The sequence below is a fragment of the Natrialbaceae archaeon AArc-T1-2 genome, from assembly GCF_030273315.1.
In the GTDB taxonomy this organism is placed as follows: Archaea; Halobacteriota; Halobacteria; order Halobacteriales; family Natrialbaceae; genus Tc-Br11-E2g1.
The window spans coordinates 116,378-135,008 of record NZ_CP127175.1; the positions used below are offsets into that span (position 1 = coordinate 116,378).

Annotated in this window: 15 protein-coding genes and 6 pseudogenes; 10 read left to right on the forward strand and 11 right to left on the reverse strand. The window is 50.8% G+C overall.

The features are described from left to right. Nucleotides 1-33 precede the first annotated feature (33 nt). Nucleotides 34-1,308, forward strand: coding sequence for a histidinol dehydrogenase (hisD, locus tag QQ977_RS16485; RefSeq protein WP_285928791.1), 1,275 nt, complete (start codon nucleotides 34-36; stop codon nucleotides 1,306-1,308). A 217-nt stretch (nucleotides 1,309-1,525) separates the two neighbouring features. On the opposite strand, the pseudogene QQ977_RS16490 reads toward hisD, so the two are convergent. Beyond that, nucleotides 1,526-1,864 (reverse strand): annotated as a pseudogene (locus QQ977_RS16490) (IS4 family transposase); the annotation flags it as partial. A gap of 967 nt (nucleotides 1,865-2,831) precedes the next feature. Continuing rightward, nucleotides 2,832-2,948, reverse strand: a pseudogene (locus QQ977_RS16495) (IS6 family transposase); the annotation flags it as partial. Between the two features lie 335 nt (nucleotides 2,949-3,283). Here QQ977_RS16495 and QQ977_RS16500 point away from each other — a divergent pair. From QQ977_RS16500 to QQ977_RS16510, 3 genes are all read left to right on the forward strand, one after another. After that, entirely contained in the window at nucleotides 3,284-5,371 is a 2,088-nt protein-coding gene (locus QQ977_RS16500; protein WP_285928792.1) for an AMP-binding protein, read from the forward strand. 79 nt (nucleotides 5,372-5,450) lie between these two features. Continuing rightward, a complete protein-coding gene (locus tag QQ977_RS16505) occupies nucleotides 5,451-6,536 on the forward strand; it encodes an amidohydrolase family protein (RefSeq protein WP_285928793.1) in 1,086 nt (361 codons plus the stop codon). 14 nt (nucleotides 6,537-6,550) lie between these two features. Then, nucleotides 6,551-6,913, forward strand: a complete 363-nt coding sequence (locus QQ977_RS16510) for a Rieske (2Fe-2S) protein (RefSeq protein ID WP_285928794.1) — start codon at nucleotides 6,551-6,553, stop codon at nucleotides 6,911-6,913. A 67-nt stretch (nucleotides 6,914-6,980) separates the two neighbouring features. Here QQ977_RS16510 and QQ977_RS16515 read toward each other — a convergent pair whose 3' ends face one another. Then, on the reverse strand, nucleotides 6,981-7,118 hold the full coding sequence (locus QQ977_RS16515) for a hypothetical protein (protein ID WP_285928960.1): 138 nt from the start codon (nucleotides 7,116-7,118) through the stop codon (nucleotides 6,981-6,983). On the opposite strand from QQ977_RS16515, the pseudogene QQ977_RS16520 reads away from it, so the two are divergent. Beyond that, nucleotides 7,074-7,644 (forward strand): annotated as a pseudogene (locus QQ977_RS16520) (ISH3 family transposase); the annotation flags it as partial. The gene QQ977_RS16515 and the pseudogene QQ977_RS16520 overlap by 45 nt on opposite strands. A gap of 286 nt (nucleotides 7,645-7,930) precedes the next feature. Here QQ977_RS16520 and QQ977_RS16525 read toward each other — a convergent pair. Together QQ977_RS16525 and QQ977_RS16530 are read right to left on the reverse strand one after the other, a co-directional pair. After that, nucleotides 7,931-8,221, reverse strand: coding sequence for a transposase (locus tag QQ977_RS16525; protein WP_345783367.1), 291 nt, complete (start codon nucleotides 8,219-8,221; stop codon nucleotides 7,931-7,933). Between the two features lie 70 nt (nucleotides 8,222-8,291). Continuing rightward, nucleotides 8,292-9,116 carry an IS5 family transposase gene (locus QQ977_RS16530; RefSeq protein WP_285926176.1) on the reverse strand — a complete coding sequence of 275 codons (825 nt, stop codon included), beginning with the start codon at nucleotides 9,114-9,116 and terminating at the stop codon, nucleotides 8,292-8,294. Between the two features lie 113 nt (nucleotides 9,117-9,229). Here QQ977_RS16530 and QQ977_RS16535 point away from each other — a divergent pair, with 113 nt between their 5' ends. Beyond that, on the forward strand, nucleotides 9,230-10,399 hold the full coding sequence (locus QQ977_RS16535; protein WP_285928795.1) for an ISH3 family transposase: 1,170 nt from the start codon (nucleotides 9,230-9,232) through the stop codon (nucleotides 10,397-10,399). 146 nt (nucleotides 10,400-10,545) lie between these two features. On the opposite strand, the gene QQ977_RS17365 is transcribed toward QQ977_RS16535, so the two are convergent. Then, nucleotides 10,546-10,965: a hypothetical protein gene (locus QQ977_RS17365; protein WP_430540857.1), complete on the reverse strand. Its 420-nt coding sequence runs from the start codon at nucleotides 10,963-10,965 to the stop codon at nucleotides 10,546-10,548. Nucleotides 10,966-11,075: 110 nt separating this feature from the next. Here QQ977_RS17365 and QQ977_RS16545 point away from each other — a divergent pair, with 110 nt between their 5' ends. Both QQ977_RS16545 and QQ977_RS16550 read left to right on the forward strand, forming a co-directional pair. Beyond that, nucleotides 11,076-12,074 (forward strand): TAXI family TRAP transporter solute-binding subunit, encoded by a 999-nt coding sequence (locus tag QQ977_RS16545; protein WP_285928954.1) that lies wholly within the window; start codon nucleotides 11,076-11,078, stop codon nucleotides 12,072-12,074. Nucleotide 12,075: 1 nt separating this feature from the next. After that, the gene (locus QQ977_RS16550; protein ID WP_285928796.1) at nucleotides 12,076-14,073 is read left to right on the forward strand and encodes a TRAP transporter permease; all 1,998 of its coding nucleotides are present in this window, start codon (nucleotides 12,076-12,078) and stop codon (nucleotides 14,071-14,073) included. A 243-nt stretch (nucleotides 14,074-14,316) separates the two neighbouring features. On the opposite strand, the gene QQ977_RS16560 is transcribed toward QQ977_RS16550, so the two are convergent. After that, nucleotides 14,317-15,090, reverse strand: a complete 774-nt coding sequence (locus QQ977_RS16560) for an IclR family transcriptional regulator (RefSeq protein WP_285928797.1) — start codon at nucleotides 15,088-15,090, stop codon at nucleotides 14,317-14,319. 142 nt (nucleotides 15,091-15,232) lie between these two features. Continuing rightward, complete coding sequence (locus tag QQ977_RS16565) at nucleotides 15,233-16,057, reverse strand: IS5 family transposase (protein WP_285926176.1); 825 nt, start codon at nucleotides 16,055-16,057, stop codon at nucleotides 15,233-15,235. A 99-nt stretch (nucleotides 16,058-16,156) separates the two neighbouring features. On the opposite strand from QQ977_RS16565, the pseudogene QQ977_RS16570 reads away from it, so the two are divergent. After that, nucleotides 16,157-16,300, forward strand: a pseudogene (locus QQ977_RS16570) (IS630 family transposase); the annotation flags it as partial. A gap of 103 nt (nucleotides 16,301-16,403) precedes the next feature. Here QQ977_RS16570 and QQ977_RS16575 read toward each other — a convergent pair. Next, a pseudogene (locus QQ977_RS16575) lies at nucleotides 16,404-16,592 on the reverse strand (ISH6 family transposase); the annotation flags it as partial. A gap of 46 nt (nucleotides 16,593-16,638) precedes the next feature. On the opposite strand from QQ977_RS16575, the gene QQ977_RS16580 reads away from it, so the two are divergent. Then, on the forward strand, nucleotides 16,639-17,631 hold the full coding sequence (locus tag QQ977_RS16580; protein WP_285928798.1) for a transposase: 993 nt from the start codon (nucleotides 16,639-16,641) through the stop codon (nucleotides 17,629-17,631). A 20-nt stretch (nucleotides 17,632-17,651) separates the two neighbouring features. Here the strand turns inward: QQ977_RS16580 and QQ977_RS16585 are convergent. Together QQ977_RS16585 and QQ977_RS16590 are read right to left on the reverse strand one after the other, a co-directional pair. Then, nucleotides 17,652-17,906: pseudogene (locus tag QQ977_RS16585) on the reverse strand (ISH6 family transposase); the annotation flags it as partial. 51 nt (nucleotides 17,907-17,957) lie between these two features. After that, nucleotides 17,958-18,560, reverse strand: a complete 603-nt coding sequence (locus tag QQ977_RS16590) for a hypothetical protein (protein WP_285928799.1) — start codon at nucleotides 18,558-18,560, stop codon at nucleotides 17,958-17,960. Nucleotides 18,561-18,631 lie beyond the last annotated feature (71 nt).

Consider the following 18,631-nt stretch of genomic DNA (forward strand, 5'->3'; position numbering starts at 1 on the left):
GAGCTTTATCTAGGTATGCGTCCATGTTAGGACATGGCGATAGACGTCAAATACCTCAAGGAAACTTCAGAGCAGGCTATGAATATCAGCGAGGACGTTACCGACTCGGTTAAGGACATTCTCGGTTCGGTACGAGCCGACGGTGATGACGCCATCCGAGAGTTTACCCGTCGGTTTGATGGTGTCGAGCGAGAAACACTTCAAGTGTCCCCTGAGGAGATTGAGTTAGCTGAGGAGTTTCTCGAGGCGGGCGAACGGGCAGCTATCGATGCCACGATCGAGAACGTTAGAGAGTTCCACGAGGAGCAGTTCAAACATGTGGAAGGGTTCGAGAAAGAGTTCTGCCAAGGCACCCACTTGGGCATGCGAGTCGTGCCGATTGAGCGGGCAGGCGTATATATTCCCGGCGGAGAACATCCGTTAGTTGCGACCCCTGCGATGACGATCGTCCCGGCGACGGTTGTGGGCGTTGATCACATTATCGCCTGCGTGCCGCCCCAAGATAATGGAACGGTCACACCAGCGCAGCTGTACGCAATGGATCAGGCCGGCGTCGACGAAATTTATTGTATCGGCGGAGCCCAAGCGATCGGAGCGATGGCCTATGGAACCGAATCAGTTCCGGCAGTGGATATCGTCACTGGTCCAGGGAATATCTTTACAACTGAGGCCAAGCGGCAGGTCTTCGGGACCGTCGGCATTGATTTCCTCGCCGGTCCAACGGAAGTGCTGATCATCACTGACGAGACGGTAGATCCGACTCTAGTCGCGACCGATATCCTCGCACAAGCCGAACACGACAAGAACTCCCGCCCCACTCTGATCACAACCTCGGGTTCCCACGCCGAAGCAGTTATAGCAGAGATCAACGCCCAGTTACCAGACCTGCAAACCGAAGAGATTGCCCGCGAGTGCTGGGAAACAAATGGCGAAGTTGCAGTCGTTCCCGACCGAGAGACAGCAGTCGAGTTAGCTAACGAGTATGCGATGGAACATCTCCAGCTGATGGTCGAAAATCCCCGTGAACTCGTTGAGGATCTGCACAACTACGGCTCGCTTTTCATCGGCGATCACGCGCCAGTTGTCTTCGGAGACAAAGCTGTCGGGACAAACCACTGTCTACCGACGCTAGGAGTTGCCCGCTACTCTAGCGGTATCTGGGTCGGGACCTACTTGAAAACCCCAACTCACCAAGAGCTAACCGCAGAAGCGGCAGCCAATCTCGCCGACCATACTAGCAAGATCTGTGAAATCGAGGGAACTCACGCTCACCAGCTTTCTGCAAAGGCGCGTCGCAGAGATGACTAATAGATCTGTTCCGTTTCGGGTTGATAAAGTCACCAAGTAAACGACTCAACAAAATTCGTCGACGGCTAACGCATACTTGAGCAGTCCATCCTTCTCAGGAAGATCAGTCGGTGGGAGGGTATCAACCTATAGTCAACTTCCCGACAAGACGAGAATTGGATAAGTCGGGGAGTGCCGCCGCTCACAGCGGCTGCGCTCCAGCCGCCGTGAGACGAATTCATCCGTAGGTTCGTAGCGATGTGTTCCAGCGTGTCCGAACCGTTCGGATTGCTTCCGGCACGCCCCCTGCAGTGGGTGGCGTGCCGGAAGCATTCAATTAACACGTACCCGATCAACGTACAGAAATCTCGAAGAGAACACCATTCAACGACTGAGAGTGAAAGTCATCGACACTCATGTACTGTTTGAATTCTCGGAAAAGGATCTCGATTATCGGGCGAAGCGTGTAGGTACTCAGTACACTGACGACAACGTCGCCAGCGTACACTACTTCCTCGCCATCGACATCTTCGAAGACGATGCCGCGGAATTGTTCGTCAGTCTCGGCAAGCCTGATCATTCATCACGGAGTCAACCTGGAGAAGTTCGAGCCAGCCATGTACGCCATGGTTTGTTTCGCACGCGCATACAGCCCGTAAGACAACTAGCCAGATCATACGATATCTCGTCCCATGATATGATACAGCGTCAATTTCAGTTTATTCCTCAGACAGTAATAGATGGGTTCATTCATTTTATAATATAACCTTCTTTAGTATACTGGCTGTTGATTACAAACCTATGTTTGTAATCCATAGCACTAGAAGATCACAGGCATATGTCTGTTATTCATAAAAGGGAGATGCTACTGACCAAAGGACCATCCAGAGTTATTCACAAAGATACACTCTTGCATCCCACGATATAGGACAAAGAACGTAAAGTCGCTAACCGTGGGGAACTAAAGTTTCTGCGGACTCGATTGGTTCGTCGGTCATTGTCCGTGACGAGGTACTTGGTTAGATTCTCCTCGTCGTCTTCAGTCTGTTTCATGCCAAGGACAACGTCACGTCTTCGTCCAGATATGGTAGAGTTTGTTGTCAATCCACTCCGGTTGTGTCGATGCGCTCAGCAAATGTATCGACGCGCATCGCCTTCCAGTGTAAGTAACCTGCCGGTTGTTCGAAAGCAAGCCACTCCAATTCTTGCTGGAGGGTTCGATATCATTGGGAGATCGGAATTGGGGGCAAACCACGAGTCAAAAGGTAGGCATCTGCAGACCTACCTATCCTTCTTCGATTTCAAAGATGATATCACGAGCAGGTCATACTTTGTGTCGTGTTTTTCATCGTCTTCGCCTCAACGACCAATTCCTTAGTATCTTAATCAATTCACAGTTTATATATTCTATACATCTAGAATAAAATGAGTATGCCTAATTTATTCGTTCCATATTGTAGGACGCTCTTATGAAACACATTATCGGGAACTGTTTAGTTCAGCACCGCCTCGGCGGGAGTTCGGCCATCGAGCGTCTGGTTCAGTCAATCGTGGTTGTAGTGGTGCCTGAACCGTCTCAGCCAGCGGGGAGCGCTGGCTGGACTGCCTCGCCAGAAAGAGTGGAAGCGGTCGATCCGCATTGGAACAATCTGAAACCACTTGGTTCGTTCGACTCTTGTGCATCAGTGATGCGTCTCATACCGTATCAACTGCACGTCACTATGTTCCTTGATACGGCTCGACTCTGTATTTGATGTCTTTCGGGTTGTCAGTGCTTCATATGTGCGAATGGACAGAGTGACTGCCACGATCCTTTCTCTCAGCAGGTGGTCATACCAGTCGAGCATGACCCCTTGTCATTCAAGGCATGGAGCGCTTGTCAATCTCTCTTCAAAGTACTCTCTGTTAATGTTCATTCCGATATTTATAAGTCGAAGGTGACTAGTACTCTGCAGTGAGATAACTCATGAATGAGCATAACCTAGATGCTAACAAGATGGTCCATAAACCGGACCAAGAGTTCATCGAGTCGACGAACGTCTACGCGTTCATGCAGGAGTACGGCATCGACGACTACGACGAACTCATCGAGCGCACCACGACGGAGGTCGACGGCGTCGACGAAAGCGGCGTTGACTGGTTCTGGGACGAGCTAGTCGACTACCTCGGGATCGAGTTCGACGAGGAGTACGACGAGGTCAGAGACGACAGCGAGAGCGAGACACGAAGCGTCTCAGAGGGTGCGAGCGATGAACCCGCGAGCCGCGGGGGGCCACAGTTCACCGACTGGTATCCCGGTGGGAAGATAAACATCGCCCACAACGTCCTGGATCGCCACGCCGACCTCGAGGCGGAGACCCGAAACAGGGTCGCCTGCATCTGGGAGGGCGAAGACGGCGAGGTTCGGGAGGTAACCTACCACGACCTGCATCGCCAGTCGAACAAGGTAGCAAACGCCTTAGAAGAGCGGGGCGTCGAGACGGGCGATACGGTTGCACTCTACATGCCGATGGTGCCCGAGGTCGTCTCGATCCTCTATGGCTGTTTCAAAGTCGGTGCAATCGTGGTACCAATCTTCTCGGGTTTCGGCGTCGAGGCTGCCGCGACGCGGATCGAAGACAGTGAGCCCGCCGTCTTGTTCACCGGCGACGGCTTCTACCGCCGGGGAGACCACGTCCTGTTGAAGGAGTCGGCAGACGAGGCTATCGACGAGGCGGGCCACGTCGAACACACGATCGTCGTCGATCGCCTCGGTGCCAGCGACGACGACGTCGACCTCGAGATTCCCTGGACCGACCGCGACGAGTGGTGGGCCGAGGCCGTCGAGCGCCAGGACGACGCCTACGAAACGGCGTCCCTGCCCTCGGACCAGGAGTCGATGTTGCTGTACTCCTCGGGGACGACCGGCAAGCCGAAGGGGATCGTCCACACCCACGCCGGCGCATTGATGCAGTGTGCCAAGGAGGTGTACTTCGGCTTCGATCTGAAACCCTCGGACCGCTTTTTCTGGGTGTCGGACATCGGCTGGATGATGGGGCCGTGGACGCTCATCGGCACCCACACCTTCGGCGGGACGGCGTTCATGTACGAGGGCGCGCCCGACCATCCCGAACCCGACCGATTCTGGGAGATGATCGACCGCCACGCGATCACCCAGTTCGGCATCTCGCCGACCGCCATTCGGGCGCTTCGCAAACACGGCACGCGTCAGACTACGTCTGACGAGCCATCCGGCTCCGGAGAAGCCGGAGACGACGAGTGGGTCGAGGGCCACGACCTCTCCTCGCTACGCCTGCTCGGCTCGACCGGCGAACCCTGGGATCCCGAGTCCTGGCAGTGGTTCTACGAGAACGTCGGCAACGAGGAGACACCGATCATCAACATCTCTGGCGGCACCGAGATCTGTGGCTGTTTCCTCATGCCGATGCCGATCCAGCCGCTGAAACCCTGCACCCTCGGCGGCCCCGGACTCGGAATGGACGTCGACATCGTCGACTCCTCGGGCGAGTCCATCGCCGACACGAACGAACGGGGCTTTCTCGTCGCGCGTGACTCCTGTCCGTCGATGACCAAGTCGCTGTGGTCCGGCGACGAACGCTACCTGGAAGAGTACTGGTCCTCCTGGGAGAATCTCTGGGACCACGGCGACTGGGCACAGAAAGACGAGGACGGATTCTGGTTCCTCCACGGCCGGGCCGACGACGCCCTCAACGTGGCAGGTCGGAAGGTCGGCCCCGCCGAGATCGAAGGCGTGCTCATCGACCACGACGCGGTCAACCAGGCCGCCGCCGTCGGCGTTCCCGACGAGACGACGGGCACTGCCGTCGTCGCCTACGTCATCTTAGAGGAGAGCGAGGAACCGTCCGAGGAGCTCCGCGAGGAACTGCGCGCCCAGGTCGGCGAGGAACACGGCAAGCCGTTTCGCCCCCGCGAGCTCCTCTTCGTCGACGAGTTTCCGAAAACGCAATCCGGCAAAGTCATTCGCCGGGCGATCGAAGCCGCCTACACCGGCGAAGACCTGGGAGATCTCTCGAGTCTCGAAAACCCCGACGCCCTGGCGGCACTGAATGATACATGTAGCTAGGGTAAAATCCGATGGGTATTAGTAAGATAAAAATAAAAAGATAAAATAAAGACTAGCAAATAGAGTCAACCGACGAAACATGTCGCAAAATACCAGCGGGAAGAGTGTACTAGAAGATACAACTATCGTGGATGCAGACGTTCATCTCACACGTGGAATATCCGCGGAAGAGATGGCAGAGTTCCTTGATGAACCGTATAAGAGTCGGGTCATTAGCGAGTACTGTTACCCGGCTACAAGTGGGTCTGTGTGGGACCCATATATGGGAGAAAAAATAGAGGAAAGGGCATTAGACTCTCCTGAAACAATTCAGCAAGAACTCGTTGAGGACTTTGGTATTGATTACCCGATCCTCAACCCTATGATGGCTATCCGCAAAATTCCAAACACAGAAACTGCAATTGAATTAATGAGGGCAAGGAATGATGTAATGATTGATAAGTTTTTAGATCCTAGTGATTTTCTCGGGCTTTGTACCGTTACTACGCATGATCCCCATGCAGCAGCTGAAGAAATTGATAGAATGGCAAATGAGGATCAAATCATTGGTGTTTTTATCATTAATTCTGCAAATTATCCACCACTAGGTGATCCGAAATATGACGTAGTGTATGAAGCAGCGGAGAACCATGGGATGCATGTTGCGTATCATGGTGCTGCTGCAGGAGGATTCAACATTGATTTCCCTAGACAAAATCAGGAATTTGAGCAGTTCCTCTCGGTTCATTCACTGGCCCATCTTTGGCAATCAACCATGACACTAACTAGCCTAATTGTACAAGGTGTCCCAGAAAAATTCCCCGACTTGAATTTCAATTTCCTTGAGGCAGGACTTTCTTGGGTGCCATACATGATGTGGCGGCTTAATAAGGAGTACGCTATGAGGCGAAGCGAAGCGCCACTACTCCGAAAAAGCCCTGAAGAATATATAAAAGATCAGTTTTATTTCTCAAGCCAGCCGCTTGGGGAACCAAATAACCCAGGAGATATGAAGGAAATGATTGACCTCATCGGATTAGATTCAGTTATGTTCGCTTCTGATTATCCGCATTGGGACTTTGACCATCCAGACGAACTAGATAAGCACCTTCGCATGTTCTCTAAAGAAGAACGTGAGCAAGTATTGTCTGAAACGCCTGCAAAAGCATTTGGAATCGATATTTAACCTAGGGTGATAAAATGGATGAATATGTAGTTGCAAAAGAAAAAGAGCTACAAGACGGTGAACGGATTATCGTACAAGTTGAAGGTCGGGAGATTGGCATCTTCAACATTGACGGTGAATATGTAGCGTACACAAATTGGTGTGTGCACCAAGGTGGGCCATGTACTGAAGGGAGTATCACAGGAACAAAGAGGGCAGATTACGATCCAGATGAACGCGAAGTGTCTCTCAATTGGAGTGATGATGATATCCTCAATTGTCCTTGGCACGGTTGGGAATACGACATAAAAACTGGTGAATGTCTTTCCAGAAAAAAGGTGCGGCTCCCTGAGCATGAGATAAATATTCGAGATGGTGAAATTGTACTGTCATTGTAGATTCAGTACTTCACAAAGCCGCTTACTTAGTTAGGACGTCTGCTTGCTGTGAATGTGCCTAGCAGCATCAAGCAGACAGTAAAATCCAAAGGGCCAACTCCTTGATTTTCTCGTCACCGTTCTCTCCGAGGTCAAGCGTAAACGCGCCGGTGAGAACGGTGAAATCAACCCAGAGAGCATTTTCGAAGTCGTCGTTGAGCTCCACCTGCGGCCCTACTACGGTGACGAAGACGAGACTGATGGCCTCTACTACACGAGGCCAAAGCAGGACCGACTGCGTTCCATGCTTACGTCACACTCTACACCCGCGTGAAAAACAAACACCTTGGCGGTGCGCCGTCTCACCGACGGCGACACCGCCAGCGATATCCTCGCCGAGTTCCTTGAGCTGCCAACAACTTCGACTTCGATGTTAAAACGGTCTGTCTCGACAGCGGATTCTACGGCGGCAAGTATCTCGCGTTGCTTCGGCACACAATTTCGCGTACATCGTTCCGACGATTAAGTGGGGCAGCAAGATCAAGAACGAACTCGGTGCCGGCTGGAGTCGTAAGACCACTCACGGTTTCACGACGTCCTACGGCGAGCACAAGTGGACCATCGACTTTCCAGTTATGATCAACTGTACCTACAAGAACGATCGATACGGTGAGCACAGGGTGGCGCGTCAACGGCGTAGCCGTGACGCACCGTTCATCCATGAACCTCGACAGGCTCGATCCCATTACAGCGGTGGTGCAGAACAGTTCTAATAGCGTGATCGTTGAGCAGCGACATCGTTTCCTCGATGGTGATTGGCGAGCGCAACGGCAACCCTGAGGCAAAAGATGAGGAAGACGTGCGATTTGACTCTGACTCGGCCTCAGACCCGTGAGGCTCCGAGGTCGAGGTCCTTGCAGACGCCGATTGCCGTTTCAACACGTGATCGCTGTGAATACGTTTCGTCGAGCTGACGCTGTCAAAGACGGACTGTATCACTATGCTCTTTGATTCGATCTTCAACCCGGTATTCGATATCTAGCGGATCATCAGTACTCCGTGGATTGTATGGTGCCAGTTCAGCATGTCAAACTCTGAGTCTCCAACCATCCATCGTGGAGTTTCAACGGCGAGCGCGTCACGCGTGACGCGCATCGCCGTCTCCTGATCGACCTTCTTCCCGGGCGTGAACGCTGCTGCAATCGGAATGTTGTTTGCTGCGGTCACTACACAGCACCCATAGCCGTAATAGAAGTCATCGTCAGTGTGATCGTAGTTCCACTGAGCGTCTTCATCACGCTGACTAACCGGAATATCAGTTCCATCGATTCGAAAGAGTTTGCCGAGCGGGACTCAGTACTTCACAAAGCTGCTTTGTTGAATAGCTGCTGAACGATGGTTAGAGTGGCTCACAGAGCTTTTCTATGTTGATGATGGCGAACATGAGGACAATTTCACGGAACTGTCGATACCAGCCCAGCGCTCGCACGGCATCGCCGAGCGAGCGCTTCGTTGTCGAGTACGACGTTTCGGCCATCCAGCGCTGAGCGTAGCCTTTTGTCCGGATAAGCGTGTTGTTCCCTGTCGTGAGTGGTTTCGATCCACGCTGTAAGATCAGTGGTTCGACACCGAGGGCGTAGAACTCGTATTTGGTGTGCCAGTTGTGGAAGGCTTTGTCAGCAGCGACGGAAAGCAGGTCGTCCGCGTTCCGGCGGACGACCTGCGGCCCTGTCTTCGTATCGTGTTTCCACCGGGCTGAGATATGAACGTCAAGAACTGCAAGAGACTCTACATCGGTTAATGTGGTCACTTTCAGCGTCTGCACGCTATTCCCGGATCGCTGACGGTAATACGATGATGCAGCGTGTCGGTCGAAGAACGTACTGTCGAGAGCGACGTGTCCAGACTGCGGGTGTTGCTGCGCTGAAACGCGCAGCAACGCCCGCCACACCCACATTTTCAGCCGATCGAACGACTTGTAGATCGTGCTGTAATCCGGCAACTCGTCCTGATCGAGGCCAAGTACGTCACGAACCTCAGACATGTACTTCAGCCGGTTCGGCGTTTCACGGTAGCTATGGCCCTCTTCGAGCCGAAAACAGTGCAAAACGACATGTACCCAGCGGGCGAACCCGCCGCTGGCGGGCTCGCCCGCGTGCTTCCCCAACGCTTGTTTGGCTAGGTCTCGACACTGCTCAACGAAGTCGAGGATATCGATTTCCATACCAACCTCGATTTCCTCGACTTCATCCTTCTAACCCGTGATATCAGCTGATTAGATCGCTCTTCAACAGAGCACACAAAGCCGCTTAGTTAGAACGTCTGCTTGCTGTGAATGTGCCTAGCAAACAGCAGCAAGCAGACAGTGAAATCCACGAGGACCAGCTCCTTAACTTTCTCGTCAACGTTCTCACCGGCGCATTTACCCTGAACCTCGGAGAGAACGCTGAAATCGACCCAGAGGACATTTTCGAGGTCCTCGTCGGCGCGACCGCCGACGGGACCTCGATCTCTTCACTCTGCGAGAAGAGCGAAGACGCCCCCTCGGCGAACGACGTTCTCTATCACCTACGCACCAAGTTCGACCTCGAAACTGTCGAATCAACTGGGAACACGCTTCTCCAGCAAGATGTCCTCGAAACGCTCCCCCAGCAGGTGGAGGTCGTCGCGGACCTCCACCTGCGGCCCTACTACGGTGATGAAGACGAGACTGACGGCCTCTACTACAGCGAGGCCAAAGCAGGAACGACTGCGTTCCACGCTTACGCCACACTCTACGCCCGCGTGAACAACAAACGCTACACCTTGGCGGTGCGCCGTCTCACCGACGGCGACACCGCCAGCGACATCCTCGCTGAGTTTCTCGGACTAGTCAGCAACTTCGACTTCGACGTCAAAGCGGTCTATCTTGACAGCGGCTTCTACGATGGAAAGTGTCTCACGTTACTCCAAGCCCACAATTTCGCGTACATCGTTCCGGTGATCAAGTGGGGCAGCAAGATCAAGAACGAACTCAGCACCGGTTGGAGTCGTGAGATCACTCACGATCTCACGACGTCCTACGGCGAGAACGAGTGGACCGTCGAGTTTCCAGTGATGATCGACTGTACCTACAAGAACGGTCGATACGGTGAGCACGGGGTGGCGCGTCACGGCTACGCCGTCGACGCGCCGTTCGTCGATGAACCTCGACAGGCCCGATCCCACTACAGCAAACGGTTCGGGATCGAAGCGAGCTACCGGCTCTCCGAGTCAACGATCATCTCGACGACCACGCAAGATCCAACGAGACGGCTGTTGTTCGTCGTTCTCAGCCTCTTGATACAGAACGTCTGGCGGTACTTGCACTGGGAATATGTGGCGACGCCTCGCCGAGGCGGGCGTCGCCTCTGGTGGTGGCCCTTCGAAGAATTCGTCGACATGGTGACTCGGGCAGCGTGGACGGCCCTCGCGGTGCGTCGGGCCGTCCCCTCGAATCGGCCACCGGATGATCGCTTCCACCGGTAACCGGTAACCGAGGACGCCCTATCGACCAGTGGCAACACCGTCGCGTCGGCGGCTGATCGCCGCCGACTGCGACAGTCCCTCGTCTCTTGTCGTCGGGTAGATCTACAGAGAACAGAGCCAGCTCTGATTCGTCGGCAAATCACGCTTCAGCGCCAGTTAGGTGAGGCTGATTTGTGAGGTACTGGGACTTGCTCGGCAAGCTCGTGGACTAACTCAATGAACACCTCTTCTGCAACGAGTGCGAAGTCAGTGATGAACCGATCCAGCGTCCACCGAGACGGCGGTTGCTCGAATCCACACTGTCGCCAGACATCTTCATTCCGTAGCTCTCGCTCCATTGGTCGAAGTCCGTAGATATCGCGGTAGAAGCAATGAAGGACGCCTTTCAGTAATTCTGGGGGCTCGTGTATCCGTGTTCGCCCCCTCGAATCGGGGGCGAACACGGGGTAGTCCGTGAGAAACGAGAGATCAAGCGGCTCAAGAAGTGCTGTTGTCTCTGTCTCCAGAGCTTTGAAAACCTGTGCGACCGTATCGTTATCCGGTAGGGCGGTTTTGCTGCTGGACACATCAAACTCGTCCTACCACTTCCTTGTGGAGACTTCTGCACCACCGCCTCAGTCAAAGAATTCCAAAAGATTTATCTTATGAGGAGTATGATCAGTGCAATGTGGTAATAATGGACACAAGAAGTAACCGTAGAGCCTTTATAGCTGCAACTGGAGCAATAGGAACTAAAGCCCTTGCTGGCTGCCTAGGCAGTGATGGAGATGGTGTTATCGGGATCGGCACTTCAGAAGGGGGGGCAAACCAAGAAACAACGAACGCACTTCAGCGAGGACTTAATGAATATGGTGAAGTAGCCCAAATTTCTGCACTAGAAACCCCTGGGAGCGCAGCGAATTTGCGTTTGTTTGACGAGGGTGAATCAGATGGTGGCGTGTCTAGTGTAATGGATTATAGGGCAGCACAGAATGAAGAAGGAGAATTTGCAGAAGATACTCTTGATAATCTTCCTCAACAAGTATTCAACCAAATTGAAATTGTTATGAACTTTTGGACGAGGGAAGAGACAGATATTGATTCAGTCAGTGACATTGCAGAGCAGGATGCTGTTGTTTGGGCTGGAAACCCCGGTACTGGAATTCGGAACACAACCTCTGCAGCTTGGGAGAGTCTAGGCTTTTGGAATGACTGGGAGGTGTCAGACCTTGATATTGGAGATGCCCCAGGAGCATTAGAAGAAGGACGTATTGATGTTACTTTAGGATATGCAGCTAATGGCTCTCCACCCCCCTTCTTTGATGAAATGATGTCGCGTGTGGAGTTACGTCATGTTGAAATGGATGTTGAGGTGGATGAATATCAAGATGCTGACGGGGTTGCATATATTGAACAGACAGAAATTCCAGATGAGGATGGAGATCTTGGTGATAATGAAAACCAAATAGAAGATGCATGGGTACAGGCAAACCATCTCTTTTTAGGAGAGCATGTTGATGAGCAAGCAGTTTATGAAATTTGTGAAATTAGCCATGAGAATAATGACTTTATTCGAGAAGCCTCAGACTCGTACCCAGATCACACCGATATAGGTCGTATGACTAACAACTTTATGGATGATGTCCCTATTCATCCGGGCGCCGAAGAGTTTTACCAAGAGAACGGACTAATGTAATATGTTTCTAAGTATCATGTCTTCATTAGAATACCATAATATTGATGTAAATAAATTACTGGAGAAAGCCACTATAGCATTTTCAGTAGTGTTTTGGCTGTATATTCTATATGCTGCATTTAGTGGCGCATCCCGGGAAATTCTAACGATTGTATTTTTAGGTGGTTGTATGTCTATTTATGTCCTGAATGAATTGGCAGACCCCTTAGATAAAGAAGGATATCTGAACCAAATGGTTCTAATATTTATATTATTAATTTCTATAGCCTCAACCATATATATGTATATTAACTTTTCCGATTTGAACTCAACAAGGATTGGGTATGCATATACTCATGAATATATGATGGCACTATTGTTTGTAACTTCCATTGTTTATGTTACGTGGCGAGAGTTTGGTTCTGTATTTCTATTTCTTATACTATTCTCAATAATATTCGGATATTTTGGACAATATATGCCAGGAGTGTTCTCTCATGGAGGGCTATCTACGACAAGAATATTAAATATATCAATGCTCGATATTAGTGGCATTTATGGGTCTATATCTATGATAATAGCAGCATGGGTAGCGCTATTTTTACTTTATGCAGGGTTACTAAAAGGATATGGTGCTTTCGAAATAATAACGATTATGGCATTACGATCCGGGAAATACGTAAAAACCGGGGTCTTCCAAACAGCCGTGATCGCTAGTGCAATAATCGGGTCTATAAATGGCAGTCGAACTGCAAATGCGGCCATGACCGGATCGATAACAATTCCAATTATGGTAGACTCTGGTCTGAAACCAAAGTCAGCTGCAGCTATCGAGGCTGATGCCTCGACATTAGGTCAGATTCTGCCACCTGTCATGGGTGCTGGCGGATTCTTAATGGCCTCATTTCTTGGGATATCATACGCTGATGTTATGATTGTAGCTGCCCTTCCTGCAATTATAGTTATAGTATGCTTATTTGTTGGAGTCCATTTGACAGCTACCTCAGAAGTTGATACAGCAAAAATTGATATTAACCAGAAAATTAGCGGTATAATGGATGAAAATGATGTTGTTACTAACAATTGGATAAATGCCCTTGTCTTTCTCCCTCCGTTTATTCTACTAATCTACTTATTGGGTGTTTTGAGATATACTATCCCGACATCTGGATTAGCCACTGTTTTATTGATGATGTTAACTGGATCGATATACACTATTCATAGAGATTATAATATGGATTCAAGTATAGGTGATTTAGTTATTTCTGCTATTAAAGATACTGTTGATGGGTTTTATCAGGGGGCAGTTATTCTTGCTCCAATTGCCCTAATTGTAGCTACTATAAATATAGCTGTTGATATATTCTTAGCCACTGGTGTTCCAAATGCAATAACTTTGGCAATGATGGATATGACTGACGGAATTATGCTATTTACTGTTTTGCTTGCATTAGCCGTATGTATAATACTTGGTCTTGGTATGCCAACGGTTGCCGCTTATACGATCGTAGCTATCTTAATAGCACCAACCCTGATAAACCAGTTTGGTGTCGAACCGCTAGCAGCGCATTTCTTTGTATTTTACGGTGCCTGTCTATCAGGTATCACTCCACCAATAGCACCAACCTGTGCTGTTACTTCAGGAATAGCAAAATCAAAATTCCTGGAAACAGCTTCGAAATCGGTCAAGTTATTTGCGCCAATGTTTATACTACCAATTTCATTCATTTACCGAGAGGAGTTAATTGTGGGTGATCCATCGCTATGGACTGTCGCTATATTTATCTCAACTATTGTTGGATCAATAATGCTAATTTATTCCTTGAATAGCAGTATAGAAGCTAAAAAGACTAATAAATTATTCATAAGTGTGGTTCTATTTCTATCTGGTATCATCATGATGACTCATCCAAATATTACTTTTAGTTATATAATCGGTGCTGCATCAATACTAATCGCCATGCTAACACTGAAAATAGATTCATCCAAGGCCAAACAGGATACTGCTTCTGTGCAGTAGACCTGTGATCAACTAATCATCAAACATTCATTGTAATTGTTCTTGACAGAAACAGTTGCCACAGCGATCTTTCGGCTGCGGCGAATGATTCGCTCGCTGTAGAAGCCGCGATCAGCAAGCAATAACTCGACACCAAAGGAATAGATGGCGACACGGCTGAGAACGCGCTCTACCACACTAATTTCTGTCTCGTCATCCCTGACGTAGTTATTGCCAGTGTCACTTATTTATCGTCGGTTATATCTATATCTGGAGCATATTCAACTCAATTTCATTAGATATTCCGAGAAGTAGATCTGGGATTTCACTTTCATATTTTTCATTCTTCATTCGATGGGTTGGTCCGGATACACTGAGTGCCCCATAAAACTCACCATTTGGATGTTGAATTGGAACGCCTACTGCTCGAAAACCAGATATAGATTCCTCATCATTAAAAGAATATCCACGTTGGCGTGTTTTCTTGATCTCCTTCTTGAGTTTAGATTTGTCAACTATAGTATTATCTGTGATATTTTTCAAATCTACAGTTGAGAAGAATTCTTCAACTCTGTCTTCAGAGATATTTGACAAAATCACCTTACCTGCAGCAGTTGCATGAAGGTCTTGTCGACGCGTTCCTACATCAGCGCCAGTATCAATACCGTTTTTCCCGATCTTCGTGTATATATGAATTGCATGTAATTGCTCCTCAACAAGAAATTGCGCTCTTTCTCCCGTTCTCTCAGCAAGTTCCTTAACCTTTGATTCAATTAATATGTACCCTTCCTTCTTTTTCCTAGCTGTCTCACCTAGAAATAATAGCTTAAGACCCAGCTCATAATCACCATTATTATTAATTAAGTATCCTTGTTTTTCTAGTGTTTTCAGCTGATTATGTATTGTACTTTTAGGGAGATCCAGTTCTTGAGCAAGTTCAGTCACTCCTGCATTCTCCAACTCCCCCACTTTCTCTAAAATATCAAATGCCCTATCTATTGATTGAACAGGTCCGGAAGGTTGGTCTCTATGGGCCATAGATGGCTATACCAAGCTAGTGGACTTATAGTTCAGTATTATGGGACAGACAATAATATATAATAATATAGAAGGGTAGGAATGTTAAATTGGCGGTAAGATATATAATATTCTGCTTTGTTGAATAGCTGCTGAACGATGGTTAGAGTGGCTCACAGAGCTTTTCTATGTTGATGATGGCGAACATGAGGACAATTTCACGGAACTGTCGATACCAGCCCAGCGCTCGCACGGCATCGCCGAGCGAGCGCTTCGTTGTCGAGTACGACGTTTCGGCCATCCAGCGCTGAGCGTAGCCTTTTGTCCGGATAAGCGTGTTGTTCCCTGTCGTGAGTGGTTTCGATCCACGCTGTAAGATCAGTGGTTCGACACCGAGGGCGTAGAACTCGTATTTGGTGTGCCAGTTGTGGAAGGCTTTGTCAGCAGCGACGGAAAGCAGGTCGTCCGCGTTCCGGCGGACGACCTGCGGCCCTGTCTTCGTATCGTGTTTCCACCGGGCTGAGATATGAACGTCAAGAACTGCAAGAGACTCTACATCGGTTAATGTGGTCACTTTCAGCGTCTGCACGCTATTCCCGGATCGCTGACGGTAATACGATGATGCAGCGTGTCGGTCGAAGAACGTACTGTCGAGAGCGACGTGTCCAGACTGCGGGTGTTGCTGCGCTGAAACGCGCAGCAACGCCCGCCACACCCACATTTTCAGCCGATCGAACGACTTGTAGATCGTGCTGTAATCCGGCAACTCGTCCTGATCGAGGCCAAGTACGTCACGAACCTCAGACATGTACTTCAGCCGGTTCGGCGTTTCACGGTAGCTATGGCCCTCTTCGAGCCGAAAACAGTGCAAAACGACATGTACCCAGCGGGCGAACCCGCCGCTGGCGGGCTCGCCCGCGTGCTTCCCCAACGCTTGTTTGGCTAGGTCTCGACACTGCTCAACGAAGTCGAGGATATCGATTTCCATACCAACCTCGATTTCCTCGACTTCATCCTTCTAACCCGTGATATCAGCTGATTAGATCGCTCTTCAACAGAGCATAATATTCTATATTCAGATCCGGTGAACCTCGTAGAAGAGTGCTGGTGACGACTCAATCAGGTACTGGGCAACCGTCTGTTCAGCACACTGGATGAACTTCAAGAGGCTGCACTGACTGCGCTTGACGCCATTGAACCACCGAACGTCTTTACGTACTTATGTCCTTGAGTATCAACCTCCTGCTTCTCCTCAGAGGAACTCGTCCCGAGTAGTTCTTCAATTACCTGCTCTCCATCCTCACAGAGAGTAATTGGTCCCGTCCCAAAGTCGTCTAGAGTTCGCCTCTGGTAGCTTCAGTTAACACCTCCATTGTGATGGCTGTTTTGGCTGAGCGCTCGAGCAGTTCGTCGGCGAACGCCGCGAACTGCTCGGGATCGGCGTACTGCACCAGATTTAACCAGAGAAGCGACTCTAGCCCCGCTTCTGACCACCGCATCCATTGATTCTTACACCGTTTGAGCGTGTCATAGAAAGCGTCACGTACGAAGCAGCAGGGTGCGCGAAGTGTGTCCAACACAAGCGCAACCCTGCAAGACGTAGCTTCGGTAGACGACTTCTTGAATGTCGCGGCTACCGAGACAGTACCGCTGTTCGAGCACCTTGAGTTCGAGTTTCTGCTGGAGTACGACGTGTTCGCCCCCTCGAAGCGGGGGCGAACACGAGTCCACCAGCCTCCAGATCTCTTTCGTGGCTTTCTGCACTGCTATTACAAGGACATCTACGGCACACGTCCGGTTGTACGAGAACTCCAGCACGGCCTCGTTTGGTACTACTGCGGACTCGACAAACCACCTTCCAGAGACACGATTGATCGGTTTCTTACCGACCTCGAACACGTCATTGACGATCTCTTCGACAGGCTCGTCGAGCAGGCCGCTGCCCGCGGCCTGCTCGACTCGACATACTCCATCGATTCGACGCACATCAACGCGATCCAGTACAACGACGCCGCCTCATGGAACTACGATCCAACAGGCGAAGAGTACTACTACGGCTTCGGCTGTACGATCGTCTCAACCGGTGCAAAGATCCCGATAGCAGCGGAGTTCACACAGGCCAAACAAGCAGACCAAGAGACGGCGATGCGCGTCACGCGTGACGCGCTCGCCGTCGATACACCGGTCTGGATGCTTGGAGACAGCGCCTACGATATCCTCGATTGGCACGATCACCTGCTGGCCGCAGGGGTCGTGCCAATCGCTCCATACAATCCGCGAAACACCGACGACCCGAAAGACATCGAGTACAGGGTCGAAGACCGAATCGAGGAACACAGCGAGGACGTTCAGTTAAAACAATCCATCTTGGACGAGACGTACAACAACCGGACAGGAGTCGAACGAACCAACGACGCAGTCAAGGACTGCGGCCTCGGGCACGTCCGCGCCCGAGGCCGCGTTCATGCACGAACAGAAGTGTTCCTTGCACTGTGTCTCCGACTCGTCATTGCAATCACCAACTACGAGCGAGGAAACGAACCGGGCTGTGAGATGCTATGAGATGGATTCTATGACACGCTCTCGTGTTCTCCAGCAGTTGTAACGGCTGTTCGTGTCGTGGTGCCAGCGCGCTGGAAACGGCGGTCGCCGTTTCCGCGCGCGTGTTTCTCCCCACAATACGCCTCGACGAGGCGCTCGTCGAGGCTTCTGACGATCTCCTCGAGGATAGTGGCCTCGAGTTGAATCTCGGTAAGAGATTCAGCGAGCGTGGCAAGCGGTAGCGTTTTGTCTGGGTCGAGACTAACTGTGAACTGCGCGTCGATTGTGGCGTGCATGGGTCACTTCGGGGTAGGTACCAGAGGTGACCCTGTTTCCACAGGAGTCAGTTACGACTCTAGACCAGTTTGGGACACGACCAGTAGCTCACAGAGAACAGCTGCTTGGTCAAGAAGTGCGTCGAAGAGCCGTTCAGTCGGTCGATACAGCGCATGGTGTTCATCAACAGAATATGACGCTTTCTCATCATCTGTGTATGAGAGAAATCCGCTTTTGAGAAGCGGAGCAAGGGTAGTATCCAGCGCAGTTCCGGAACGGCCAGATTCGACTTCGAGGGTGTGTCGAGGGAACTCAGAAAGGAACCGCGTACAGCAACTCAGGACGTGAGCACGTCGATCAGCGAATAGTTCGTTGAGCGCAGTACGATGGGTGCGTGTCCAATACTCATCGAGTTTGACGTAGGTGCGAACGATAGGGGAAAGCTCGTTCAAGGAACCATTCGCATGGACGATGCCAAGGTCGTTGAGCGCATGTTGGTCTTTGGTGTCCAGAGACTCGCCGAGGGGATGGAGAACGGTTTGAAGCGCCTCGTGGTACCGCGAAGTGAGAAATTCCCCGGCAACAACGTGGGCGTTCACGATATTTCGAGTTGGGTGCATTGACTCGTGGTGATCGGGGTTTCGGTGGTCGACGTGGGTTCGTGGGTAGCTCATAGAGCACCTCTTCCAACGTGGCGTTGAGCATTAACATACCGAGCAGTTAGGCTCGAGACTGTTGTTGTGAA